The sequence below is a fragment of the Proteus sp. TJ1640 genome, assembly GCF_003144445.1.
GTDB classification, from domain to species: domain Bacteria; phylum Pseudomonadota; class Gammaproteobacteria; order Enterobacterales; family Enterobacteriaceae; genus Proteus; species Proteus penneri.
In genome coordinates, this window is record NZ_PENY01000027.1 from 151,976 (window position 1) to 175,240 (window position 23,265).

The 23,265-nt window shown below is 36.9% G+C and carries 21 protein-coding genes; 11 read left to right on the forward strand and 10 right to left on the reverse strand.

The features are described from left to right. Window positions 1–673: 673 nt before the first annotated feature. Complete coding sequence (locus tag DK861_RS13120) at window positions 674–1,582, forward strand: VWA domain-containing protein (protein ID WP_239452191.1); 909 nt, start codon at window positions 674–676, stop codon at window positions 1,580–1,582. Between the two features lie 92 nt (window positions 1,583–1,674). Here DK861_RS13120 and DK861_RS13125 read toward each other — a convergent pair whose 3' ends face one another. Then, a complete protein-coding gene (locus tag DK861_RS13125; RefSeq protein ID WP_109400394.1) occupies window positions 1,675–3,366 on the reverse strand; it encodes a YdgA family protein in 1,692 nt (563 codons plus the stop codon). Window positions 3,367–3,946: 580 nt separating this feature from the next. Here DK861_RS13125 and fumC point away from each other — a divergent pair. Both fumC and DK861_RS13135 read left to right on the forward strand, forming a co-directional pair. Continuing rightward, a complete protein-coding gene (fumC, locus tag DK861_RS13130) occupies window positions 3,947–5,344 on the forward strand; it encodes a class II fumarate hydratase (RefSeq protein WP_006536921.1) in 1,398 nt (465 codons plus the stop codon). Window positions 5,345–5,419: 75 nt separating this feature from the next. Beyond that, window positions 5,420–5,779, forward strand: a complete 360-nt coding sequence (locus DK861_RS13135) for a hypothetical protein (protein WP_109400395.1) — start codon at window positions 5,420–5,422, stop codon at window positions 5,777–5,779. An 8-nt stretch (window positions 5,780–5,787) separates the two neighbouring features. On the opposite strand, the gene tus is transcribed toward DK861_RS13135, so the two are convergent. From tus to DK861_RS13145, 3 genes are all read right to left on the reverse strand, one after another. Then, window positions 5,788–6,717 (reverse strand): DNA replication terminus site-binding protein, encoded by a 930-nt coding sequence (gene tus / locus DK861_RS13140; protein ID WP_109400396.1) that lies wholly within the window; start codon window positions 6,715–6,717, stop codon window positions 5,788–5,790. A 176-nt stretch (window positions 6,718–6,893) separates the two neighbouring features. Next, window positions 6,894–7,064 carry a hypothetical protein gene (locus DK861_RS18205; RefSeq protein ID WP_162556782.1) on the reverse strand — a complete coding sequence of 57 codons (171 nt, stop codon included), beginning with the start codon at window positions 7,062–7,064 and terminating at the stop codon, window positions 6,894–6,896. Between the two features lie 110 nt (window positions 7,065–7,174). Next, the gene (locus tag DK861_RS13145) at window positions 7,175–8,458 is read right to left on the reverse strand and encodes an MFS transporter (RefSeq protein ID WP_109400397.1); all 1,284 of its coding nucleotides are present in this window, start codon (window positions 8,456–8,458) and stop codon (window positions 7,175–7,177) included. Between the two features lie 125 nt (window positions 8,459–8,583). Between DK861_RS13145 and DK861_RS13150 the strand changes: the two genes are divergently transcribed. The 3 genes from DK861_RS13150 (at window position 8,584) to bioD (ending at window position 11,706) form a co-directional block, all read left to right on the forward strand. After that, window positions 8,584–9,498, forward strand: a complete 915-nt coding sequence (locus tag DK861_RS13150; RefSeq protein ID WP_072063899.1) for a LysR family transcriptional regulator — start codon at window positions 8,584–8,586, stop codon at window positions 9,496–9,498. 128 nt (window positions 9,499–9,626) lie between these two features. Further along, window positions 9,627–10,838: an ROK family transcriptional regulator gene (locus tag DK861_RS13155; protein WP_109400398.1), complete on the forward strand. Its 1,212-nt coding sequence runs from the start codon at window positions 9,627–9,629 to the stop codon at window positions 10,836–10,838. A gap of 196 nt (window positions 10,839–11,034) precedes the next feature. Beyond that, on the forward strand, window positions 11,035–11,706 hold the full coding sequence (gene bioD / locus DK861_RS13160; RefSeq protein ID WP_072063901.1) for a dethiobiotin synthase: 672 nt from the start codon (window positions 11,035–11,037) through the stop codon (window positions 11,704–11,706). Window positions 11,707–11,973: 267 nt separating this feature from the next. On the opposite strand, the gene DK861_RS13165 is transcribed toward bioD, so the two are convergent. The 5 genes from DK861_RS13165 to dhaT form a co-directional block, all read right to left on the reverse strand. Continuing rightward, window positions 11,974–12,210 carry a DUF1161 domain-containing protein gene (locus DK861_RS13165; protein WP_006536912.1) on the reverse strand — a complete coding sequence of 79 codons (237 nt, stop codon included), beginning with the start codon at window positions 12,208–12,210 and terminating at the stop codon, window positions 11,974–11,976. Between the two features lie 54 nt (window positions 12,211–12,264). Then, on the reverse strand, window positions 12,265–12,621 hold the full coding sequence (locus DK861_RS13170) for a DUF1283 family protein (RefSeq protein ID WP_109400399.1): 357 nt from the start codon (window positions 12,619–12,621) through the stop codon (window positions 12,265–12,267). Between the two features lie 100 nt (window positions 12,622–12,721). After that, window positions 12,722–13,471, reverse strand: a complete 750-nt coding sequence (gene ydfG / locus DK861_RS13175) for a bifunctional NADP-dependent 3-hydroxy acid dehydrogenase/3-hydroxypropionate dehydrogenase YdfG (RefSeq protein ID WP_109400400.1) — start codon at window positions 13,469–13,471, stop codon at window positions 12,722–12,724. A gap of 254 nt (window positions 13,472–13,725) precedes the next feature. Continuing rightward, window positions 13,726–13,947, reverse strand: coding sequence for an osmotically-inducible lipoprotein OsmB (gene osmB / locus DK861_RS13180; protein ID WP_006536908.1), 222 nt, complete (start codon window positions 13,945–13,947; stop codon window positions 13,726–13,728). Window positions 13,948–14,095: 148 nt separating this feature from the next. Further along, complete coding sequence (gene dhaT / locus DK861_RS13185) at window positions 14,096–15,259, reverse strand: 1,3-propanediol dehydrogenase (RefSeq protein WP_109400401.1); 1,164 nt, start codon at window positions 15,257–15,259, stop codon at window positions 14,096–14,098. Window positions 15,260–15,516: 257 nt separating this feature from the next. Here dhaT and DK861_RS13190 point away from each other — a divergent pair, with 257 nt between their 5' ends. The 3 genes from DK861_RS13190 to arsC all read left to right on the forward strand — a co-directional run bounded on the left by DK861_RS13190 (window position 15,517) and on the right by arsC (window position 17,651). Then, window positions 15,517–15,852 (forward strand): metalloregulator ArsR/SmtB family transcription factor, encoded by a 336-nt coding sequence (locus DK861_RS13190; protein WP_109400402.1) that lies wholly within the window; start codon window positions 15,517–15,519, stop codon window positions 15,850–15,852. Window positions 15,853–15,925: 73 nt separating this feature from the next. Beyond that, a complete protein-coding gene (locus tag DK861_RS13195) occupies window positions 15,926–17,215 on the forward strand; it encodes an arsenic transporter (RefSeq protein ID WP_109400403.1) in 1,290 nt (429 codons plus the stop codon). A gap of 10 nt (window positions 17,216–17,225) precedes the next feature. After that, window positions 17,226–17,651, forward strand: coding sequence for a glutaredoxin-dependent arsenate reductase (arsC, locus tag DK861_RS13200; protein WP_109400404.1), 426 nt, complete (start codon window positions 17,226–17,228; stop codon window positions 17,649–17,651). A gap of 164 nt (window positions 17,652–17,815) precedes the next feature. Here the strand turns inward: arsC and DK861_RS13205 are convergent, their stop codons facing one another. Further along, a complete protein-coding gene (locus DK861_RS13205; RefSeq protein ID WP_109400405.1) occupies window positions 17,816–18,937 on the reverse strand; it encodes a cupin domain-containing protein in 1,122 nt (373 codons plus the stop codon). 738 nt (window positions 18,938–19,675) lie between these two features. Here DK861_RS13205 and DK861_RS13210 point away from each other — a divergent pair. Together DK861_RS13210 and DK861_RS13215 are read left to right on the forward strand one after the other, a co-directional pair. Beyond that, window positions 19,676–21,544 (forward strand): amidohydrolase, encoded by a 1,869-nt coding sequence (locus DK861_RS13210; protein ID WP_109400406.1) that lies wholly within the window; start codon window positions 19,676–19,678, stop codon window positions 21,542–21,544. A 63-nt stretch (window positions 21,545–21,607) separates the two neighbouring features. Next, the gene (locus tag DK861_RS13215) at window positions 21,608–23,206 is read left to right on the forward strand and encodes an MFS transporter (RefSeq protein WP_109400407.1); all 1,599 of its coding nucleotides are present in this window, start codon (window positions 21,608–21,610) and stop codon (window positions 23,204–23,206) included. Window positions 23,207–23,265: the final 59 nt, after the last annotated feature.

Consider the following 23,265-nt stretch of genomic DNA (forward strand, 5'->3'; position numbering starts at 1 on the left):
CTTATAATCGGGTAAATATAAATGAGTTGCAGATTATTATGACTGATTTTTATTTTATTCACTAATAAATAAACTTAAATTGGTTATTTTTAAAACTAAAAATACAGTTTTTTCTTAATTTTAAGTTAAAAAATAAAAAATAGAAAAAAGAGGTGTTTATTTATTAGCTACAATATTCAATCTAATTGACGTGTATTATCAGGTAAATTGATACATTAAATATTAATTTGGAAAAGATTTATCATTATAATTGAAATCTCTTATCAGCTACATTGATAGTGTTAAGTGAAAGCGGTGTAAAAACGGCTGAAATATTATTTGATCATAATTTTATTTGATAAATTGTTGTTTATATTGGTTTGAGATGATTTTCAGACAAAGAATAAAAAATTATTTCTATAAAAATAATAAAGTTAATTTATATTTGAGTTTATTTATAGAAAATAAAATGGAACTAAAAAATAGAACATCTCTTTTATTAAATAAGGATTAAATGATAGGTGATTATTGCCATAATAGGTTGCTGTGAACTAGATGTATTTAGCTGAATGTAATTATTTACATAATGATTTTTTAATAGATCTCTATTTATTTAAAGTTAAGGGAAATAAATATGAATGAGAATTCTGATTTTAGTTTTGAAAATAAAAATAATAAAATAAAAGACCAATTAATGTCCCAAATACTTCCACCTTCATCCTCAAATAATCTTACTTATGGATCACAAGTCGTTACTGGTGATGGTATGATTGCGTTAGATTTAGTTGTTGTGATTGATACCAGCGGTTCAATGTCTGATGAATCGTCGGATTTAAGTAAAGAAGTGGATGATGCAATACAAGCTGCACTTGAAAAATGTCCATCAAAACTGAGAGTGACCTTTTTAGGTATAGAAGGTACATGGGATGATACTAAATTTGATCAATCAGCTAGTGACTATTTAAAAGCTCTAGGGGTTCCTGAAAATCGTTTACAGGCAAGAAAACCCTTTAAAGAGGCTGATGGGCGTGATCATGCGGGCAATAAAGAGGATTTGTGTCGTGCAGTGATTGATTTAAGTAAGTATTTTGATTGGCGTGACGGTGCTCGTCGCGCTATTTTTGTGTTGGGTGATGAAGGGATGGAAGGAGGAGGTGGTGTTCTTACAAATGATGCAGTTAGAAAGAATGATGAAGCTATCTCTGTAGCTCAGAACGAAAAAGTTAAAGTCTATACCTATCAAGGAACACCTGACGATAAGATAACGAATTTAGATCGTTTCCCAAGTATTGCTGATAGAGATAGTATTACAAAAGAATATGAGCGCTTAGCAAAACAGACAGGAGGGCGTTCATATATCTATACTACAGGCATTGCACAGTTCTCATTAGTATTACAAGAAATACTCTGCGATAGCTTGACGTTACCGAATATTCCTAAGCCGGATGAAAAAACATCTAACTGTAGTCAGATCTGCTCACAACTCACTTCTATTATTTCAACCGTAAATACTCTTGCGGGAATAATTAATAAAACTATTGATTCTTGTTGTAAAGAGGAATGGAGTAATCACCATATTCCAGCTAAAGATCGCGATTGTTAATTAAAACACGATGTGAAAAAAATACCCCATTATGTTATTCACAAATGGGGTATTTATTGTTTTAACGACTGACCGTTCTAACAAAAAGTTAATTATTGAGCTTGTACAGGTTGCTCAGGAATTAAAATATCTTGTTCTTCGATAATGGCTGGATCTTCTGTCATTTCTTCTTGATAACCTTCTTCTGAATAATCAGAATCATCGTAATCATAAGATGATGCGCCCATACCGAATAACATGGCTGCTAAACCTAACATTTGTGGAGCTTGGGTTACTTCCATAAACTCATCAAAAGTATAAGTTTTACCATTCATGGTAAATTTATCTGCCGCATAGTTCAGTTTCATGCTTAATGCTTTACCATCTTGTGCAAGTAGCATCAGAGGTAATGCATCTTTCTCATCTTGAGAAATTTGGTTGATATTTTGCTGTAATTCAGTTTTTAATTGTTCAATATCTGTTGCTGTTGCTGCTTCGATCTCTTTTTTCTCTTCATCTGTCAATGCGGTTTCTTGGTAACGAGCAGCATCAAGATATTGAGTGGTGTTACGGAACTCAGCTAACATTGGAAGAGATAAATCAATATTGAAATCGATGTTTTTAAACAGATAATTAAATAACTCTGCTGGTGATTTCTCTTGGTTTTCTAATGTTTTAACGTTAAAAGCATTTAAGTCTAAGTTAAAGGTTAACTTACTTGCACCACTTTTATTGGTTAAAGAAGCTTCATCAATACGGAAAACTAAGCCTTTTTCTAGCACATCACGAACGGCTTGTTCAACCATTTCAGAATTGTCGAAATGATTTTTATTCCATGGCAATAATGAGTTGTTATAAACTTTGGTTAATAACAACATTGCATCTGGATCAGCTTTATCAATTGAATAGCCAAATTTACCAGCACCAAATTCTAGTCCCGCAACATTCAGTGACTTAAAGTAATAAGTTTGAGAAATGTTAAAGAGCTTATCTTTGATATTACTTTTGGTTGTCAGAGAAAAATCTTTCAGTGAGAAATCCGATGCTTTTTCTTTGCTAGTATGTGTAATTTCAGCAAAACTTAATAACTGCTCATTAAATAAATATTGATCGTTGTTAACTTTAGTTCCAGCAACAGAACCTGCAATATTTTTAATTGTGAAAGTTTCTTCACCATCTTTAGTGACAACAACTTGATCACCTTTTACGGCGGTAGTGAAGTTGGTTGCGGTTTTATCTGATGAGAATTCAATTGTTAATGGTGTTGTTTTAACTGTGCCACCGTTTTCAGCGAAATCGATAGGATTTAGTTTAGCTTCACCTGATACTGCACCATCAAAAGCTAAAGATGTATGGATATCAAAAAGAGATTTATCTTTAGTCAGCTTGAATAATTCTTTAGTTGTATCATTGTTGACCAACGTATTATTCATGGCCGCTAATTTTGGTACTAAATTAAATCTAGCCAAATCAGAAAGAGGGAATGGACCGTGATCAATATCAGTAGTGAAGATAATCTCTTCTACTTTTTTATCCTGGTCTTCAACAATTTCACTAGCATCTTTTGAAATCACGACAGCAAAGTCTGCATTAGAGGTGAATACCCCTTTTTTATAGTCACGAATTTCAAGTTTAATATCAGCACCAAATTGTGCAGTTTTAGCAAGTTGCGCTAATTGGACATTTGCTAGTTTCGTTTCTTCCTGTAAGCGACTTTCAATTTTGCTGCCCATGTACCACGACGCACCAGTCCAAACAACACCTAGTGCGACGATAACACCAACAGCGACAAGCGATTTCTTCATAATTCTAGTCCATCCTCTGTGTACATCTGGCGATGTACGTTATAAAGGCTGTTTTGTAACCCTTAAACAACCCGATAAATTGGTGATAAATTTTACTAAATTTAAATATAGATAATCCACATATATACATCGCCACCTATATTAACTGTAAATATAGATTTAGTGGAATAAAATCGCAATCAGAACTTACTTAGTTACTCGCTAACATAATGAGTTTAAAGCAAAATGGATATGATTTATAAGATAATTCAAATAATCATTAAAACTCTCTTTTTTTACTCATTTTTCGATTTGAACAATATTTAATTGTGATGTGATTCTATTTATGATGAATAATAAAGGCTCATAATAAGTATGGATATAAATATGAAAGCTTAAATAATAACATTGACAATAGAATAAGATTGCTAATCGTACTTTTCCCAAAAAATCAACAGATTTCATTCTGTTATAAATTTCATAAGCTCGCTTTAGCTCTCATATTTATTATTCTGTTTATGGCATGATACTGGTATCCGAGTTATTTACTAGAAAGTGATTCGGAATTAATCAATTATTCTGTGTACTTAAGGAGATTGAAATGGCAGCCACTCGCATTGAAAAAGACTCAATGGGACAAATCGAAGTACCAGCTGACCAGTTATGGGGAGCTCAAACGCAGCGTTCTCTTGAACACTTCCGTATTTCAGTTGAAAAAATGCCTGTTGCACTTATCCATGCGCTTGCTCTCACGAAGAAAGCAGCCGCAGGTGTTAACATGGATTTAGGTTTATTACCCAAAGAGCGCGCTGATGCAATTATCGCAGCTGCAGACGAAGTGCTTGCAGGTAAACACCCAACTGAATTCCCATTAGCAATCTGGCAGACCGGTTCTGGCACTCAATCAAACATGAATATGAATGAAGTGTTAGCTAACCGTGGTAGTGAGATACTTGGTGGTATCCGTGGCATGGAGCGCAAAATCCATCCGAATGATGATGTTAATAAAAGTCAAAGTTCAAATGATGTGTTTCCAACTGCCATGCATGTCGCTGCTGTTATTGCATTACGTCAGGATTTATTGCCAGAATTAAAATCACTGCTGAAAGTATTCAAAGAGAAAGCAGAAGCTTTCCATGACATCGTTAAAATTGGTCGTACTCACCTGCAAGATGCGACACCCCTGACATTAGGCCAAGAGATCTCTGGTTGGGCTGCTATGCTTGAACATAGCATCAAACATATCGATGACTCAGTTCCTCATGTTTGTGAATTAGCGCTAGGTGGTACAGCAGTAGGTACGGGATTAAATACCCATCCAGAATATGCTGTGCGTGTTGCTAAGCGCATCGCTGAATTATCAGGTCAGCCTTTTGTAACAGCACCTAATAAATTTGAAGCATTAGCAACTTGTGATGCATTAGTTCATGCTCATGGTGCATTAAAAGGTTTAGCGGCATCATTAATGAAGATTGCTAATGACGTGCGTTGGTTAGCTTCTGGCCCTCGTTGTGGTATTGGTGAAATCTCGATCCCAGAAAACGAACCCGGTAGTTCAATCATGCCAGGCAAAGTTAACCCAACACAATGTGAAGCATTAACAATGTTATGTGCTCAAGTAATGGGTAATGATGTTGCAATTAATATTGGTGGCGCATCGGGTAACTTTGAACTGAACGTTTATCGTCCAATGATCATTGATAACTTCTTACAATCAGTGCGTTTACTGGCTGATGGTATGCGTAGTTTCAATGAGCACTGTGCAATTGGCATTGAGCCAAACCGTGAACGTATCAATAAACTATTGCACGAATCATTAATGTTAGTTACTGCGTTAAATACTCATATTGGTTACGATAAAGCCGCTGAAATTGCGAAGAAAGCGCATAAAGAAGGCTTAACGCTAAAAGAATCTGCATTGAAACTGAATTACCTGACATCGGAAGAATTCGATAGCTGGGTACGTCCAGAAGATATGGTTGGTAGTATGAAAAAATAAGTGTTAAACACACTTATTTAACCGATATTAAATCCCGCTATCATGGCGGGATTTTTAGATCTTATAGGAAAAATAATGATTGAAGAAATTAGGTTTACTGCGACAGAAGTGAATTGCTATGTCGAAGACGATGTCACCATTATTGGAATAGGGGATGATGTTGTTTCTCCTGATCATTTCATTATTCTTTCAAGATTTGATGAAGAAGATGAAGATATAGATAATTCAATTGGTTTAATGACTCATTTATCTGATATTGAAGCCATTAATACGCTCGTAAAAATTACTCTTGATCGAAAAAATATTACCCTTACATTAAAAAACAATGTGGTAATAACAATCTATTTAGATATTGAAGACAATCACTTTATTCAGCTTAATGATTATCTTCAGCAAATTCTTCAAGAAAGCTCAATTAAACTTATTGAAAAATAAGATATTCTCTACTTTTCAAGATACAAATGCATTCTTGGAATAATTAATTGTAGCTTTTTAGCTTTAGGGCGATGGCGAATTTGAATGTTATCGGCATCATAATCAGGTAGTTCGCCAATAATCGGTTTAAAGTCGCTCTCTTTATCAATATAGAAAGCTAATAAAGGCAAGGGGCATGCATATTGCACTTGTTTTTGAAGTTCTGAATACCAAACACGCGCAATAGGTTGTACTTTTACGGGACGCTTTATCTTTAATTTTGCATTTTCAGGTAATTGGGAAAGAGTGATAATCTCTTTGTCCAGACGTTCAGCCCATTGTTCACTGGTATAAGGTGGAACGGCACGATTAGCCTCACGGCTTTTTTCTAATTGAGTTAATACCTCATTACGCGTTAAATTTTTAATAATATTCTTATTCGCCCAACCAAAACGTACAGTATCTGGATCAGATAGCAGGGTGAGGGTACGATAAGCATTGAGCGTAATTAAGCCTTTTAATTGATTATGGACGAAATCAAAGCGTTCTTCTTTCGATATACCTGACTCTTTAGTAACAATATCAGAAAGCTGTTTTTTTAATAAATTAATTTGCTCAACTTGTTTTTTTACAGATTTAAATGTTTGGTTATTGGTACTAAAGCAAAGCACACCAGGTAAACGAATAGCGCGTTTACTACTGATATGTGGGGCATTATCATAAATAAACAGGTTGGCAATAAGTTTTAAGGTAAGATTCAATGCATCTTCGTTGTAGCTTGGTGACACTGTAACATAAGCAACTTCATCATGTTCTTCTTCTTTACTCACATCGGGTAATTCAAATACAGCAGAAGGTAATAAAGTCAGCTTTCTAAGCGAGGTCGACAAAGCCTCAATCTCTGTTTCTAACAATTTAAAGCAACGGTTAAATTGCTCGATTAAATCATATTTGTTCACTTTCATATCCTTATTTAGTTACAACATACAATTAGCCTTTATTTAAAACAATACATCAGCTTCAGAAGAAAGTACATTGCTTAATAGAGATAAATGCCAAAAACACGGTATACTGTTTATTTATACAGTATACCGTAAAAAGGGCATATTAGGATGGTGTTTTTCCTAAAAAGAGATTATTTGATGGTTTTTAAATCAAGAACAGTCTGTTTTTCACTCTGTCGTGCTAATGGATCATGAGTAACATCACAATCTGGTTTTGTTGGTGGGCAGTGTTCTGTAGACGCACTCGTCAGAGATGTAAAAAAGAGAAATAACAGAGTAAAGGATAGTTTTATAATAGACATAATCGTTGTTCCTTCTTAAAGAATAAGTTTATACCTTAAGAAAGGAGTGCAAAACCGACAACATTAAACCGTATTAATCTGCTTTTGCACTTTATTCATTATCAATAAATTTATTGGGCAACTTTGTTTAAGTGTAATGCTATTAATAAGGCAGTTAACATTAAAATGGCGATAAATAATCCTACACCAAGCCAACCGAAACTCACCCAGAATAATCCACCTACGGTACCTGCAAGACTAGAGCCTGCATAGTAAGTAAAAAGATAAAGGGAAGAGGCTTGGGCTCGTCCTCGTTTTGCACGACGACCAACCCAACTACTTGCGACAGCATGTGCCGCAAAGAAACCTGTTGTTAAGATAAGCATCCCAATAAAAATGACGGGCAGTGATTCAATCAAGGTAATCAATATGCCAATTAACATCATTGAAATGCCTGCAATAAAGACCTTGCCTAAACCGTATTTAGTGGTTAATAAGCCCGCCTTAGATGCGCTATAAGTACCACTTAAATAGACGATAGAAATCAGCCCTACTGTAGTTTGACTTAATGAATAAGGTGCATCTAATAAACGATAGCCAATATAGTTAAATAAAGTAACAAAACCGCCCATTAATAAACCACCTTCAATAAATAACAAAGGCAGCCCTTTATCTCTAAAATGCAATTTAGTGGTAATAAGAAGATTACGAGGCTTTAATGCTGTCGGTCTAAAGTGCTGTGAAGCAGGTAATATCTTCCAGAAAGTAATCGCAGCAAAAAGGGCAAAAATACCGAGAATAACGACAGATAAACGCCAAGAATAATAATCACTTAATACCCCAGTAATGACACGACCACTCATCCCACCAATAGAGTTGCCACTAATATATAACCCCATTGATAGAGCTAAGTAGGCCGGATGGATCTCTTCGCTTAAATAAGTCATTGCCACCGCAGCAACACCACTTAATGACAGTCCAACTAAAGCTCGCGTAATTAAAATACCTGTCCAGCTATTCATGGTTGCACTTAATAATGTAAAAAATGCGGCACAAAACAGTGCGATAACCATAACATTTTTACGCCCAAAAGCGTCTGAAAGTGGTCCGGTGATTAATAAACCACATGCCATTAAAGCGGTTGAAAGTGAGAGCGCCAGACTACTGGTTGCTGGACTAATAGAAAATTCGTTAGATAGCACTGGTAATATGGGTTGCACAAAATAAAGTAAGGCGAATGTCGCTAAACCGACCATAAAAAATGACACTGTCACTTTTATGTACAGTGCATCATCACGCTGAATATAGTGTTTAGGATTAGATTGGCGATGAGCAGGCTTTTCTATACTTGATGTATTATCTGAAATATCAGTGCCTAAGCTCATACTTTTACTGTCTATTTCGTGAGTGTCCATATTGATTAAACTTCCATTACTTAAATTTGATTTATGTCAATGTTAAAAATATTTGATTTTTTTGTCTAATATATTAATCATTAGAAATAAGACTTTTAAAGTATCAATAACAATATGAGAAAAATATGAATATTGAACTTAGGCATTTACGTTATTTTATTGCTGTTGCCGAAGAACTTCATTTTGGCAAAGCCGCCGAAAGATTAAACATTTCGCAACCACCGCTGAGCCAACAAATACAAGCACTTGAAAGTGAAATCGGCGCTAGACTCTTAGAACGAACTAACCGTTCCGTTTCGTTAACACCCGCAGGACAAATGTTTTTAAAAGAGTCATATCAAATAATGGCGCAGGTTAACGCAGCCACAACGCGCGCCGCTAGAATGGAAAAAGGTGAGTTAGGCGAGATTTCAATTGGTTTTACTTCAACAACGCCTTTTATGCATTTAGTCACCTTAAGTTTGCGGCAGTTTAGAGAAAATTACCCAGAGGTCGGTATTCATATGCATCAAATGAATACAAAACAACAGATATCGCCGTTGCTGACTGGGCGTATTGATCTTGGGATCATGCGAAACACGGCATTACCCGAAAATTTGCACCACCAGCTGTTATTTCGTGAGCCTTTTATTTTGGCGGTTTATGAAGGGCATCCTCTGCTTGCTTACAAAGAAACGGGAGTCAATATTCACGATATTGGACAATATCCTTTTGTTTTCTTTGAAAGAGATGTCGGTACAGCACTTTATGATGAGATTATTCAACTACTTAGCCTGTCAGGAATTACGCCAACTATTGCACAAGAAGCGGGTGAAGCCATGACGATTTTAGGATTAGTTGCCGCTGGGCTTGGTATTTCCATTGTGACAAAATCATTTACGCGAATGAAAGTTGATGGGGTGCATTATCTACATTTTGCCAATTCTCAAGCGTTCTCTGAAGTTTGGTTAGTTTCACATAATAAACGTGCTATACCCGCAGCGGCGAATCGATTAACGCAATTACTGCTAAAAAATATCCTAGATCACCAAAAATCTTGATTTATCTGTGTTTTTGATCACGATTTTTATGTAAGTATTGTACAATTATCACAAATTGACGACATAATCGGTAATGAATTATTTGGAGCCTCGAATTAATTATGGCTCTTTAATTAAGGAAGCATTCAATGGGGAACCAACCTAGCCACATCGATCACGTAAAACAATTTAATCTTGGCACAGTCTTTCGTTTGATTGATGAACATGGTCCCATTTCGCGTATTTCATTGTCGAAAAAGGCAGAGCTTGCACCAGCAAGTATTACTAAGATCACGCGAGAATTAGTTGAAGCGCATCTTATTCATGAAACGGAGTTCCCAGATGTAGGATTTCGTGGCAGACCTGCAGTTGGATTAAAATTAGAAAGTCAGGGCTGGCAATTTCTCTGTATCCGCGTCAATAAAGGTAACTTGCTTTTTAGTTTAAGAGAATTAGACAGCAAACTGGTTACTGAAGATACGTTTGATTTTCCCAAAGAATATAGCGATGATTTTCTTAATCACTTTTTAGTTGCAATTGATAAATTCTTTGAACGTTATCAATCTCATGTTGAAAGACTGACGGCCATAAGCATTACAATGAATGCCATTGTTGATCCCATTAGTGGTGTTATTTATAGCTCGCCTTATTATGATATTAAAGACATACCACTTGCCGATAAAATCCATGAAAAAACAGGTGTCTCTGTATTTTTACAGCATAGCGTAACCGCATGGACAATGGCCGAATATTTATATGGTGCGGCAAAAAACAATTTAGATGTTCTACAAATTGTTATCGATGATATTGTTGGTGCTGGCGTGATAAGCAATGGAAAAACATTACATTCTCACAGTCACAGTGCGGTTGAAATTGGACACACTAAAGTCATCGACTCTGAAAATAGTTGCTATTGTGGGGCGAAGGGATGTTTAGAAACCGAAATCGCTATACCTCAATTAATTAAGAAAGCTCAATTATTAGCACAAGAAGATCCCACTTCGTTGCTAAACAAATATCCTATTACTGTTGAGACATTGTGTGATGCAATATTAGTTGGCGATAAATCAGCGCTAGAAATTGTTAATTTAGTCGCTCAGCGATTAGGTTTTATTTTGGCTGTGATGATTAATATCTTTAATCCACAAAAAATATTAATAGGTTCACCGCTTTGTCGCGCTAAATCTATTCTTTTTCCTTTGATTTTGAACCAAATTCAACAGCATGTCATGCCACGTTATGCTCAGTCTTTAACTATTGAAGAAACAGAGTTAAGAAACAAAGGTACTTTACCCGCGGCCTCATTAGTTAAAGAGGCCCTGTACAATGGTTCTTTGTTAATTGAATTGATGCAAGGCTAAATGAAGTGTAAAAAATCGTAACGGAAGTGTTTTGCAAGCGTAAATACCCCAATTGATCATTAACGAATTCTCTATTTTCGACCAATTAACTAAAAAATTGAGCTATCTCAAGCCACCAGAAACAGTGTTACCCTAAACTCTAATCTCTGTCATTTTTTATGAACCTGATTTATCTGTCATAACGGAAGTAAATTATATGTTAACACGCTTTTTTGTTACGGGGACAGATACCAACGTGGGTAAAACTGTTGTAACCCGAGCACTTCTTCAGTCAATAAATCGTGGCGGGTCAACGGCAGTGGGTTATAAACCTATTGCAACAGAATTGCATGAAACGGCTGAAGGTGAACGTAATCGTGATGCTATGATTATTCATAATTCATCGCCAGTTGAAGTTCGCTACGACGAAATTAATCCTATTTTGCTTGATAATTGTTATATTAGTGAAAATGAAATTGATTTTAATAAAATTTCAAATGAACTCGACAATTTAAGTAAAAAAGCAGAGTGTGTTGTTATCGAGGGTAATGGTGGTTGGCGTTATTTACTTGATGATAATACCTTTTATTCTGATTGGGTGGTGAAAGAACAAATCCCAGTCGTTTTGGTTGTTGGTATTCAACCAGGCTGTGTCAATCACTCAATATTAACTGCGCAATCTATTATCAATGATGGTGTAAAATTAGTAGGTTGGGTTGCGAACAGAATAAATCCAGGATTACCTTATTACGCGAAAATTGTGGAAAGGCTGTCTCAGCATATTCCTGCACCGTTGATTGGTGAAATCCCGTATTTGTTACGTCCTGAAGAACGTGATCTCTCTTGTTACCTCGATTTAAGTCAGTTAGAAATCGCGGTACCTGCTTAAGAGAGAATATAAATAAGTAATCAAGTGGATTGCTATCAGTTTTTAAACGATACCAAACTTGTTACTTTTAAGCGCCTGATGAGTAAATTCATTGGGTGTTTTTGTTTTTTCTGATTTAGTCTCAAGTATAACTAATGATAAAATGACACATAAAGCTAAGGCTAAATAATATAGAATGAATTAGTTAACATGTTGATAAATAGTGACAAAGAGAAAGGGCGCTAATATTGCGCCCTTTTTTAATCACAAGATTTTATTAACTATAGATTAATGACGGGTATAGATGATTTTCTTGCTATCATTTTCACAAGTTCCGACAACTTTACCTTCTGTTTGTGCTACTTGGTCGTTTTCAACGACAGTTAAAGTAAAGTTAGCGGCTGGCACACCATTATTAATGATTTTTTGTTGAATAGACTCAACGACTTCATCACAACCTGCATTCGCAGCTAAAGGTACAAACGCAACCAGTGCGGTCATTACAGCAAATACATATTTTTTCATATTATTCTCTCCTTGTTTTAGCGGGCAAAAACATCACTGTTTTACACTATTTACTTATGGGTTAACAGGGCGACCAGTATTACTGTCTAAACAACGACGCGTTTCTGATTCCCAATATGCATAGATATTTGCGCTTTTCAGACAAGCATCTCGCTCATCAATGGCTTTATCTACTTTATTAAATTCGATTTTTTCCCGCTGATTGATTTGGGTACGAAGTTCACGCTTTTGATCCCAATCTTCTTTCATTTGTCGAGCTTGTTCTTTATCTAAAACATTGTCATAGCCATCGCCATTAATGGTTACATTAGTCGAAGCGGCAACAGAAGAAAAAGAAGACACTGATAAACCAAGAAATAAAGAGAACATCATGGTTCTGATGGCTTGTTTCTTAGTTAGTGTGTTTATCATGGTTGCTATCCTCTAAAGTTATGTAGCTATTACTCTCAATGACGATTATATCTTAATAATTATAGCTGATACCTTAATAAAAAATGTGTTTTCAGTGTGTTTAATTTTGACGATGGACACTTAACCCTGCAAATGACTGACTCACTGGCATCATTTCTAGCGTATTGATATTCACATGAGCAGGTAATGTTGCTGTCCAATATACCGCTTCAGCCACATCTTCAGGTGTTAACGCATTTGCATTAGCATAAGTCTGTTCAACTTTATCATTATCACCTTTAAAACGAATTAATGAAAATTCTGTACCACCAACCAGCCCCGGCTCAATATCGGTCACGCGGACTTTTTTACCTTGGAGATCAGCACGTAATCCTAAACTAAATTGCTTAACAAAGGCTTTAGTGGCGCCATAAACATTACCACCTAGATAAGGCCAAGACGCTGCTGTTGAGCTGATATTAATAACATGACCTTTGTTTTTTTCGACCATAAAAGGAAGAATAGCACGAGTGACATGAACTAAACCTTTATTGTTTGTCTCGATCATTGTATCCCAGTCATCAAGGCTTGCTTTATCAGCGGTATTTAAACCTAAGGCTAAGCCAGCATTATTGACTAATACATCAATTTCATGCCATTTTTCAGGTAATTGCTTGAAAACCTCACTAACGGCTTTTTTATCAGTAACATCTAACTGCAATGGATAAAATTGTTCACCTAGCTCTTTATGTAAGCTATTAAGTTTATCCAAACGACGAGCAGTACCAATAACTTTATGCCCATGGCTGATAAAATGACGAGCAATGGCTTCACCAAAGCCAGCAGAAGCACCCGTGATAAAAATAATCATTTAATTTCCCCTCAATAGTTATAATAATTGAAAGTAAAAGGCTATCACTAGAAAGAGTCAAGTTTAAAACGCGGCTTTGAGATAAATCAGGCTAAAAATCAGCTCGTTTTCTTATATGAAAGATTTTTATCTTTAATAATAAATAAGATTTTTGTTTTAAACTGCAATATAAGAAGGGGAAGATAGGGCAATTAACGACTCGAAGACTGGGTTTATTGAGAAAAACCCAGCCTAGTTGAATAAGGCAATGTCAGTTATTTTTTACCGACTTGATGGCCAATAACGCCACCTAAGACACCACCGCCAATGGTACCTAATGCGCTACCATCTGTTAAAATAGCACCACCGATAGCGCCGGCGCCGGCGCCAATTGCTGTATTACGATCGCGTTTTGTCATGCTAGAACAGCCCGCAAGTGAAAAAAGCAGAACAGAAGCGACACACAGTGTTCCAATCTTTTTTAACGTGATATTCATTTTTATAAACTCCGATATAAAGGACAATATAAAAATAAACCTATCGTATTTATACTAGGATCGGAATATTCGGGAACAACGGAGAGAAAATTCTTAAATTAACCCACATTATAGTGGGTTAATGTTTATTGGTATTTCTTTTAAAAAATTAGAATGCTTGACGGAAAATTTCAATGATCTCTTTTTCATTACCTTTACGAGGATTAGAGAATGCATTACCGTCTTTAAGTGCCATTTCCGCCATATATGGGAAATCAGATTCTTTCACACCCAACTCACTTAAATGTTGCGGAATACCGATATCCGCAGAGAGGCGAGCGATAGCTGCAATAGCACGTTCAGCTGCATCCATGACAGATAAACCTGCGACATTTTCCCCCATAAATTCAGCAATATCAGCAAATTTTTCTGGATTCGCGATCAGGTTATAACGTAATACATGTGGGAGTAATACGGCATTGGCCACACCGTGTGGCATATCATATAAGCCACCTAATTGGTGAGCCATTGCATGCACGTAACCAAGGTTAGCGTTATTAAATGCCATTCCTGCTAAAAGAGAAGCATAAGCCATATTTTCACGAGCTTTTAGGTTTGTCCCCAAGGCTACGGCTTGGCGTAAATTACGAGAAATCAAACGGATTGCTTGAATAGCTGAAGCATCAGTGACAGGGTTAGCATCTTTAGAAATATAAGCTTCAACCGCATGAGTTAGCGCATCCATACCTGTTGCTGCAGTCAGTCCGGCGGGTTTGCCAATCATCAGCAATGGGTCGTTAATAGAAACAGAAGGGAGATTACGCCAACTCACAATAACAAATTTAACTTTAGTTTTTGTATTGGTCAGAACACAGTGGCGAGTGACTTCACTTGCTGTACCGGCAGTTGTATTCACTGCAATAATCGGTGGAAGTGGGTTTGTTAGTGTTTCAATACCGGCATAATTATAAAGGTCACCTTCATGAGTGGCTGCAATACCGATACCTTTACCACAGTCGTGTGGACTGCCACCTCCCACTGTAATTATCATGTCGCATTGTTCTTTGCGGAACATTGCAAGGCCTTCAAGCACATTCGTGTCTTTGGGATTAGGTTCAGTGCCATCAAATACGGCAACATCAATACCCGCTTCTTTTAGATAACTGATAGTTTTATCTACGGCACCATCTTTTATCGCTCGTAGACCTTTATCTGTCACCAATAGGGCTTTTTTACCGCCTAATAATTTGCAACGTTCGCCAACAACAGAGATAGCACCAGGACCAAAAAAGTTAACATTCGGTACCAAGTAATCAAATATACGATAGCTCATGATAAACCTTCCAATATCAGATTATTATTAAAATAAATTAAAGTATTAGTGCATTCTCACCTCGTTGATTATTAAGTCAAGGAAGTCGCTCACCAATGAGATGAATCGATTCATTTAACGTTGGTTCATTTGATATAAGTCAACGGGATATGCTTATTTGATGATGTGAGGTTAAGAAAATAACCATTCTAACATATATGGTTTGACAGATTTATGTTCCGAGGGTACGTTAGAATTTCTTAAAGAAAGGAGCAAATATGGAACCGTTGCAATTATTTAAGGTATTAAGTGATCAAACAAGGCTAGATATTGTATTGCTACTTAAAGCATCTGGCGAATTGTGTGTTTGTGACATTTATACAGCGCTAAATTTATCCCAACCGAAAACTTCTCGCCATCTAGCTATGTTGCGAGAAAGTGGACTATTACTTGATTCTAAACACGGGAAATGGGTTCATTATCGTTTGTCTCCTACCTTATTGCCGTGGGTGAAAAATATCATTGAAGTCACCTATGAGACTGAGAAAAATAAAATAGCAGATTTACTTCAATCTATTGAAAAGAAGGGGGGTGTGAGTTGTTGCCCTGAATAAAATTTTTTAACTTAATATATATGAAAAAGCAGATATGAAAAGTTAAAGGAAGAGTCTTCTGAAAGAGGTTTTTATGCTTATTGCAGTATTAATATTTGTTCTAACAATTACTTTTGTTATTTGGCAGCCCAAAGGATTGGGGATTGGTTGGAGTGCAACAATTGGTGCGTTAATCGCATTATTACTCGGTGTCATTAATCTCCAAGATATTCCAGTGGTTTGGAATATTGTCTGGAACGCAACCGCTACATTTGTTGCTGTTATTATCATTAGCCTGATCCTTGATGAAAGTGGTTTCTTTGAATGGGCTGCACTTCATGTTGCAAAATGGGGCGGTGGTAAAGGTCGTCTTTTATTTAGCTATATTATCTTATTAGGCGCATCTGTTGCGGCACTTTTTGCCAATGATGGCGCTGCACTGATTTTAACGCCCATTGTGATTGCAATGTTATTAGCACTCGGGTTTAGCAAAGGAACAACATTAGCTTTTGTTATGGCTGCAGGATTTATTGCAGATACAGCAAGCTTGCCTTTAATTGTTTCAAATTTAGTCAATATTGTTTCTGCTGATTTTTTTGATATTGGATTTACGGAATATGCCTCCGTGATGGTTCCCGTTGATATTGCGGCGATAATCGCGACATTAATTATGTTGCATTGGTTTTTCCGCAAAGATATTCCTCAGCAATATGACACCTCTAAATTAGCGATACCAGCGACAGTGATTAAAGATGTGAAAACATTTAAAGCAGGTTGGTTGGTATTGTTTCTTTTATTACTTGGATTTTTCATACTGGAACCTTTGGGTATTCCAATTAGTGCTATTGCTGCTATTGGTGCTGTAATTTTGTGGTTTATTGCGGCACAAGGAAAGACGATTAATACTCGAAAAGTTTTACGAGGAGCACCTTGGCAAATTGTGGTTTTCTCCCTTGGCATGTACCTTGTTGTTTATGGATTACGTAATGCAGGTTTGACTCAATATCTATCAGAAATTCTCGATTTTCTATCAAGTAAAGGCGTATGGATTGCAACACTAGGAACGGGATATATCACCGCATTTTTATCATCAATAATGAACAATATGCCGACAGTGCTTGTTGGAGCCTTATCAATTGAAGGCAGTAATGCCTCCGGTTTAATTAAAGATGCAATGATTTATGCCAATGTCATAGGTGCAGATTTAGGTCCTAAAATTACACCAATAGGAAGTTTAGCGACATTATTGTGGTTACATGTTTTGTCGCAAAAAAACATGACCATTACATGGGGATATTATTTTAAAACGGGCATTATTATGACCATCCCTGTGCTTACAGTAACTCTGATTGCATTAGCACTTAGACTTACATTAATGAATTAGTGGTGAAAAAATGAATCGCATTGTAATTTATCACAATCCTAATTGTGGCACATCACGAAATACGCTTGAAATGATACGAAACAGTGGTATAGAGCCTGAAATTATCCATTATCTTGAGACGCCACCCTCTAAGCATGTTTTAGAGAAATTGATTGCTGATATGGGAATTTCGGTGAAAGCACTATTACGAAAGAATGTTGAACCTTATGATAAATTAGAACTTGATCATGTTAATGTTACTGATGAGCAACTTATTGATTATATGTTGAAATATCCAATATTAATCAATAGACCTATTGTTGTGACACCTTTAGGAACTCGATTATGCAGGCCTTCAGAAGTCGTCTTAGATATTCTTCCAAAAGCACAGAAAGGTGCCTTTTCAAAAGAAGATGGACAAAATGTTATCGATGAAAAAGGGAATAGGCTGTTATAAAAGAGAGTTTATTAACTATTTTTAGGATAATAGAAGCCTCGTTAAGGCGGGGTTTTCTTGTTGTAATTAATCAGCCAACACCACAGGGCTTGAGAAAGAAAGGGCGGAAACGAAAAAATAAAGCACCCGTAAGCAGGTGCTTTATCATATTCAGCAATTATTATTTATTCTTCGAAGTACCAATATCCTTGATTGATAAATTCGGTTAATTCCGCAACAAAGGCCGGATTTTTCAATGCTTCACCGAGTTCATCTGTGCCAACTTCCGTAAACTGGCATAATGCATCTGCTCCTTTCATTTCCTTGGTAGCCCAAGATTCTGTATTCACAAAGAAATCATTCTCGATACGTAGGACGCGCAGTCCGCTTAGTCGGTTCAGTTTTTCACCCGCATTTAACGCACTTAGTACTTCGTCTGGCTGATATGGTGGTTCTGCAGGTGCAATATCGAGTTCGTGGCGTGGTGTGGTTGCAAAACGGCCTAACCACTGTTCAAAATCATCAGGCTTGTTGATCATTTCAATCATCATAGCGCGCAGGCGTTCAACTTCATGAGACTCCATTCTTCCTGCGTTATCGCGTACTGTCAGATTAGGATCGCCATAATTTATTCCGCCCAGATCCTGTTCAAGTGCATAATCTGCAAAGCTACTTAGCAAATCACGGCCATTGGGTCCACGAAAACCGACAGAATAGTTCATGGTATCTTCGAAAGTAAAGCCATCGTGAGGGAATCCTGGTGGAATATACAGAATATCTCCCGGCGCCATTTCTACATCAATAATTGGCTCAAATGGATCAACATGCAGTAATGCAGGATGTGGGCAGAACTGACGCATTGGCAGAGCGTCACCTACGCGCCAACGACGGCGTCCCATTCCTTGAATGATAAAAACATCATAGTTATCAATATGAGGTCCGACACCACCTCCGGGCACTGAATAGGAGATCATCAGATCATCAAGACGCCATTCAGGTAACACTCGAAATGGTTTTACCAGTTCAGCTGCTGGCATATGCCAATGGTTAACTGCCTGTACCAGTAGTGACCAGCCTTCTTCGCCTAATTCGCTGAAGTCTTCAAACGGGCCGTGACTTGCCTGCCATTTGTTGCCAGTGAAACTGACAAGGCGGCTGTCGATTTCCGGTTCCATTGCCAGACCTGCCAGTTCATCTGGAGTGATTGGATCGACAAAATTAGGAAATGCATTTTTCAGTACAACAGGTTTCTTTTGCCAGTATTTTTCTAAAAATTCAGGCCAATTAAGATTCAGTTTGTTAACCATGTGATCACGTCTGTATCAATGAATAGGCTGGTCATTATAGAAGTAATACAAAGTGATATTTTTGTTTGGCATCAAATGGCAGTTAATAACACTAATAGGATAAGGTGTTTTCTGTTCCATAGTTCATTTTTATAAAAATAACCCCTTAATGTGGGGCTATTCATTAACGAACGATGGATACGATAGTGTAATTATAAAAAAACAATCTAAGTAATCTTGTGCGACATCATGAACAGTAAAATCGCCAGATTTGAAGTCTATCCGTATCGAGCCATCAAGGTTCGCATAATGTATATTATGTTAAATTATAGTGTATAACTTTATTCTAGGTATGCGTATCATCATCTTTAAGCCCTATTAATACTGATTATTTTTGATATTAAAGTATTGAACTAACGCTTTATATTCTTTCTTATTGATAGTCACTTCTCTATCTTAGATGTTGTGTTAAAACCATGCTCAGGTGAAACTCTTATTATTCAATTAAATATCAATAGATTAGCTCATTTTTATCTTATTCATTTTTTTTGATCTCTTAAAGCAAATGTTTTAAATGGTAATGAAATAAACTTAAGCTACAATTTAATAAACCTGCTGGAATAAATATAAAAAACTGCCTTCTTATCTTTAATTTATTTTTAAAAATAAATAGTTAGCTGTATTGCTAATACAGCTCGGTACGATCACACCTTTTACTTAATAAAGGGTTAATTCCTTTTAAATAGGAAATCAAAAATCATGAATAAAACTTTCGCGACCGAAATATTTATCAATGGCAAGATCCATACACTTGATAGAGAAAATCCTCTCGCTCAAGCGATAGCTGTCTATCAGGGTAAATTTCTTTTTATTGGCTCAAATGATGAAGTGATGCAATTTCAAAATGCAGAAACAAAAATCATCGATCTAAAAAAACACGTTATTATTCCTGGGCTTAATGACTCTCATCTTCATTTGATCCGCGGTGGATTAAACTACAACCTAGAATTACGGTGGGAAGGCGTCCCTTCTCTTTCTATTGCCCTTGATATGTTAAAGGCTCAAGCCCAAGTGACACCGTCACCGCAATGGGTACGTGTTGTTGGTGGTTGGAGCGAGTTTCAATTCGCAGAGCGTCGCATGCCAACGCTAGACGAAATTAATGCGGTTTCCCCTGATACGCCTGTTTTTGTATTACACCTCTATGATAGCGCATTGCTAAATAAAGCAGCATTGCGTGCGATTGGTTATACCAAAGAGACACCCAATCCACCAGGTGGTGAAATTCAGCGTGATGAACATGGCAATCCTACCGGATTATTGATAGCAAAACCCAACGCGATGTTGCTCTATTCTGCATTAGCAAAAGGCCCTAAATTACCCCTTGAATATCAAGTGAATTCAACCCGCCAATTTATGAGAGAATTAAATCGTCTTGGTGTCACTAGCGCTATTGATGCAGGTGGTGGTTTTCAAAATTACCCTGAAGATTATCAAGTTGTTGATGAGCTTGCTAAGAATAATCAATTAACGATTCGTATCGCATATAATTTATTTACTCAAAGACCAAAGCAAGAGTTTGAAGATTTCCAACAATGGACATCAATGGTATCACCCGGTGATGGCAGTGATTTTTATCGTCATAACGGTGCCGGTGAAATGTTGGTTTTTTCTGCGGCAGATTTTGAAGACTTCTTACAGCCAAGGCCTGATCTTCCTGAAAACATGGAAGCAGAATTAGAGAAAGTGATCCGTCATTTAGTCGAACATCGCTGGCCATTTCGTTTACATGCCACTTATAACGAATCCATTAGTCGCATGTTAGATGTTTTTGAAAAAGTAAATAAAGACATTCCTTTCGATGGCTTGCATTGGTTTTTCGATCATGCTGAAACCATCAGTGAAAAAAATATTGAACGCGTTAAAGCACTTGGCGGTGGATTAGCAATTCAACATCGTATGGCATTCCAAGGCGAATATTTTGCACAACGTTATGGTATAAAAGCACTGAAACAAACACCCCCTGTCGCCAAAATGTTAAATGCACAAGTTCCTGTTGGATTAGGAACAGATGCAACTCGTGTTGCTAGTTACAATCCGTGGACAGCGCTTTATTGGTTAGTGTCGGGGCGTACTGTGGGTGGCATGCAAATGTATGACGGCGATAATCGTTTAGACAGAGATACAGCGCTTATGTTATGGACGATGGGAAGTTCATGGTTCTCCAATGAACAAGGTAAAAAAGGTCAAATTAAAGCAGGTCAACTTGCCGACTTTATCGCCCTTTCTGCTGATTATTTTCGAGTACCGGAAAATGAAATCAAAGCGATTGAATCACTTTTAACCGTCGTAGATGGCAAGATAGTGTATGCAAATGGTGATTTTTCATCATTAACACCGCCTTCTATTCCTGTATTACCTGATTGGTCGCCGGTGATCAAAGTACCAGGTCATTATTCTTATTTGCAACAAGAGACAAAAACAGCGGTATTAAATCAGCTACATCAATGCTGTGGTGCCTGCCATGTTCATGGGCATAAACATGATATCGCTCGCCAATCATCCATTCCTGTTTCAGATGATAATGCATTTTGGGGCGCTTTAGGCTGTTCTTGCTTTGCATTCTAATTTTTATCATAACAATGGTTGGTGATTATTTGCCAGCCATCTCAAACAAAGAGAGATAAGACGATGACAACGCAACGCACCTCTGCATGGTCGCCCTTACGTAATCGTATTTTTTTCGTATTATGGATGGCAACGCTATTTTCTAATATTGGTACTTGGATGAATGATGTGGGTGCTGGTTGGTTGATGACAAATCTAAGCCCTGATCCCGTAATGATTGCCGCTATTCAAGCCATGACAACATTACCTGTTTTCTTATTGGCACTTCCGGCTGGCGCGATTGCTGATATTTTCGATAAACGAAAACTGCTTATTTTCGTCAATATGTTAATGCTCTGTGCGGCTTCATTATTGGCTGTTTTAGTGTATTTCGATGTTATCAGCATTGGCTGGTTATTATTAATTACCTTTGTTTTGGGCTCTGGTGCGGCATTTTTAGGTCCTGCATGGCAAGCGATAGTACCAAGTATTATCGAGCCCAATGAACTAAAATCAGGTATTGCCTTAAACAGTATGGGAATTAATATCAGTCGCGCAATAGGCCCAGCACTTGCAGGTATTTTGATTTCCCAAGTCGGTCTTTATCTTCCATTTTTACTTAATGCTTTAAGCTTTATCGCCATTATTCTGGCTGTCTGGTGGTGGGATGGTGAAAAAAAAGAAGAGGAAAAACTCCCTACTGAATCTGTTGTGGCTGCAATGATCTCTGGTTTACGCTATGCACGTTATAGCCCTGCATTAATAAAAACGATTATAAGAGCAGCCAGCTTTTTTATTTTTGCGAGTGCTTATTGGGCAATGTTACCGCTAGTCGCTCGGGTCTCACTACATGGTGATGCTACATTATACGGGTTACTTACCACCAGCATTGGTATTGGTGCAGTGGCTGGTGCATTTAGCTTATCAACATTGCGTGAAAAATTGAGTACCAGCACTCTAATCGCTGTTGGCACTGTGGTGACTGCATTGGTATTATTTATTTTTGCTAGTGCGACTTCAAAATATCTCGCTATTTTCGCCAGTATGCTTGCAGGATTTAGTTGGATAATCACCCTTTCCACATTAATGGTCTCTGCACAAACAGCATTGCCTAATTGGGTTCGTGCGAGAGGTCTTGCACTCTATTTAACTGTGTTTTCAGGCGCTATGGCGTTAGGCTCTCTTATTTGGGGACAAATCGCTTCACATACGTCAGTAACGGTAGCTTTGCTGTGTGCAATGGTCGGGATTATTTTAGTTTGGTTATGTGTTTTACGTGTCAAATTAGACCATGACAACATCAACTTACAGCATTCAGAACACTTTATTCTTGATGAGGGGCTTATTGAGATCACAACAGATAAAGACCCTGTATTAATTACCGTAAATTATCAAATTGAAACAATCTACCGCGAGCAATTCCTAAGTTTAATGAATCGGTTAAAAATGGTTCGTTTAAGAGATGGTGGTTATTCATGGGGATTGTTTGTTTCATCTGATGCGATTACAGAAAATAATACTCAAACTTATATGGAAACGTTTATGGTAGCTTCTTGGGCTGAGCATCTTCGTCAACATGATCGCGCGACAATCGATGATAAACAGCTGCAACAACAATTAGATAAAATAATTAGTACTAAAAAAGTGACTCATTCTTTTTCTGCTTTTTCGCGTAAGAAGTAATTAGCAGTAACCAAGTCATTAAAGCTTATTAAATAGATTAATTTAATGGCTTGGCTTTA

Coding starts and splice junctions, on each gene's coding strand:
- DK861_RS13205 (WP_109400405.1), bottom strand. CDS start 18,937: ATGGTTAACAAACTGAATCTTAATTGGCCTGAATTTTTAGAAAAATAC.
- DK861_RS13210 (WP_109400406.1), top strand. CDS start 19,676: ATGAATAAAACTTTCGCGACCGAAATATTTATCAATGGCAAGATCCAT.
- DK861_RS13195 (WP_109400403.1), top strand. CDS start 15,926: ATGCTTATTGCAGTATTAATATTTGTTCTAACAATTACTTTTGTTATT.
- bioD (WP_072063901.1), top strand. CDS start 11,035: ATGTTAACACGCTTTTTTGTTACGGGGACAGATACCAACGTGGGTAAA.
- fumC (WP_006536921.1), top strand. CDS start 3,947: ATGGCAGCCACTCGCATTGAAAAAGACTCAATGGGACAAATCGAAGTA.
- arsC (WP_109400404.1), top strand. CDS start 17,226: ATGAATCGCATTGTAATTTATCACAATCCTAATTGTGGCACATCACGA.
- dhaT (WP_109400401.1), bottom strand. CDS start 15,259: ATGAGCTATCGTATATTTGATTACTTGGTACCGAATGTTAACTTTTTT.
- DK861_RS13155 (WP_109400398.1), top strand. CDS start 9,627: ATGGGGAACCAACCTAGCCACATCGATCACGTAAAACAATTTAATCTT.
- DK861_RS13120 (WP_239452191.1), top strand. CDS start 674: ATGTCCCAAATACTTCCACCTTCATCCTCAAATAATCTTACTTATGGA.
- DK861_RS13170 (WP_109400399.1), bottom strand. CDS start 12,621: ATGATAAACACACTAACTAAGAAACAAGCCATCAGAACCATGATGTTC.
- DK861_RS13215 (WP_109400407.1), top strand. CDS start 21,608: ATGACAACGCAACGCACCTCTGCATGGTCGCCCTTACGTAATCGTATT.
- ydfG (WP_109400400.1), bottom strand. CDS start 13,471: ATGATTATTTTTATCACGGGTGCTTCTGCTGGCTTTGGTGAAGCCATT.
- DK861_RS18205 (WP_162556782.1), bottom strand. CDS start 7,064: ATGTCTATTATAAAACTATCCTTTACTCTGTTATTTCTCTTTTTTACA.
- DK861_RS13145 (WP_109400397.1), bottom strand. CDS start 8,458: ATGGACACTCACGAAATAGACAGTAAAAGTATGAGCTTAGGCACTGAT.
- DK861_RS13150 (WP_072063899.1), top strand. CDS start 8,584: ATGAATATTGAACTTAGGCATTTACGTTATTTTATTGCTGTTGCCGAA.
- DK861_RS13190 (WP_109400402.1), top strand. CDS start 15,517: ATGGAACCGTTGCAATTATTTAAGGTATTAAGTGATCAAACAAGGCTA.
- DK861_RS13135 (WP_109400395.1), top strand. CDS start 5,420: ATGATTGAAGAAATTAGGTTTACTGCGACAGAAGTGAATTGCTATGTC.
- osmB (WP_006536908.1), bottom strand. CDS start 13,947: ATGAATATCACGTTAAAAAAGATTGGAACACTGTGTGTCGCTTCTGTT.
- DK861_RS13125 (WP_109400394.1), bottom strand. CDS start 3,366: ATGAAGAAATCGCTTGTCGCTGTTGGTGTTATCGTCGCACTAGGTGTT.
- DK861_RS13165 (WP_006536912.1), bottom strand. CDS start 12,210: ATGAAAAAATATGTATTTGCTGTAATGACCGCACTGGTTGCGTTTGTA.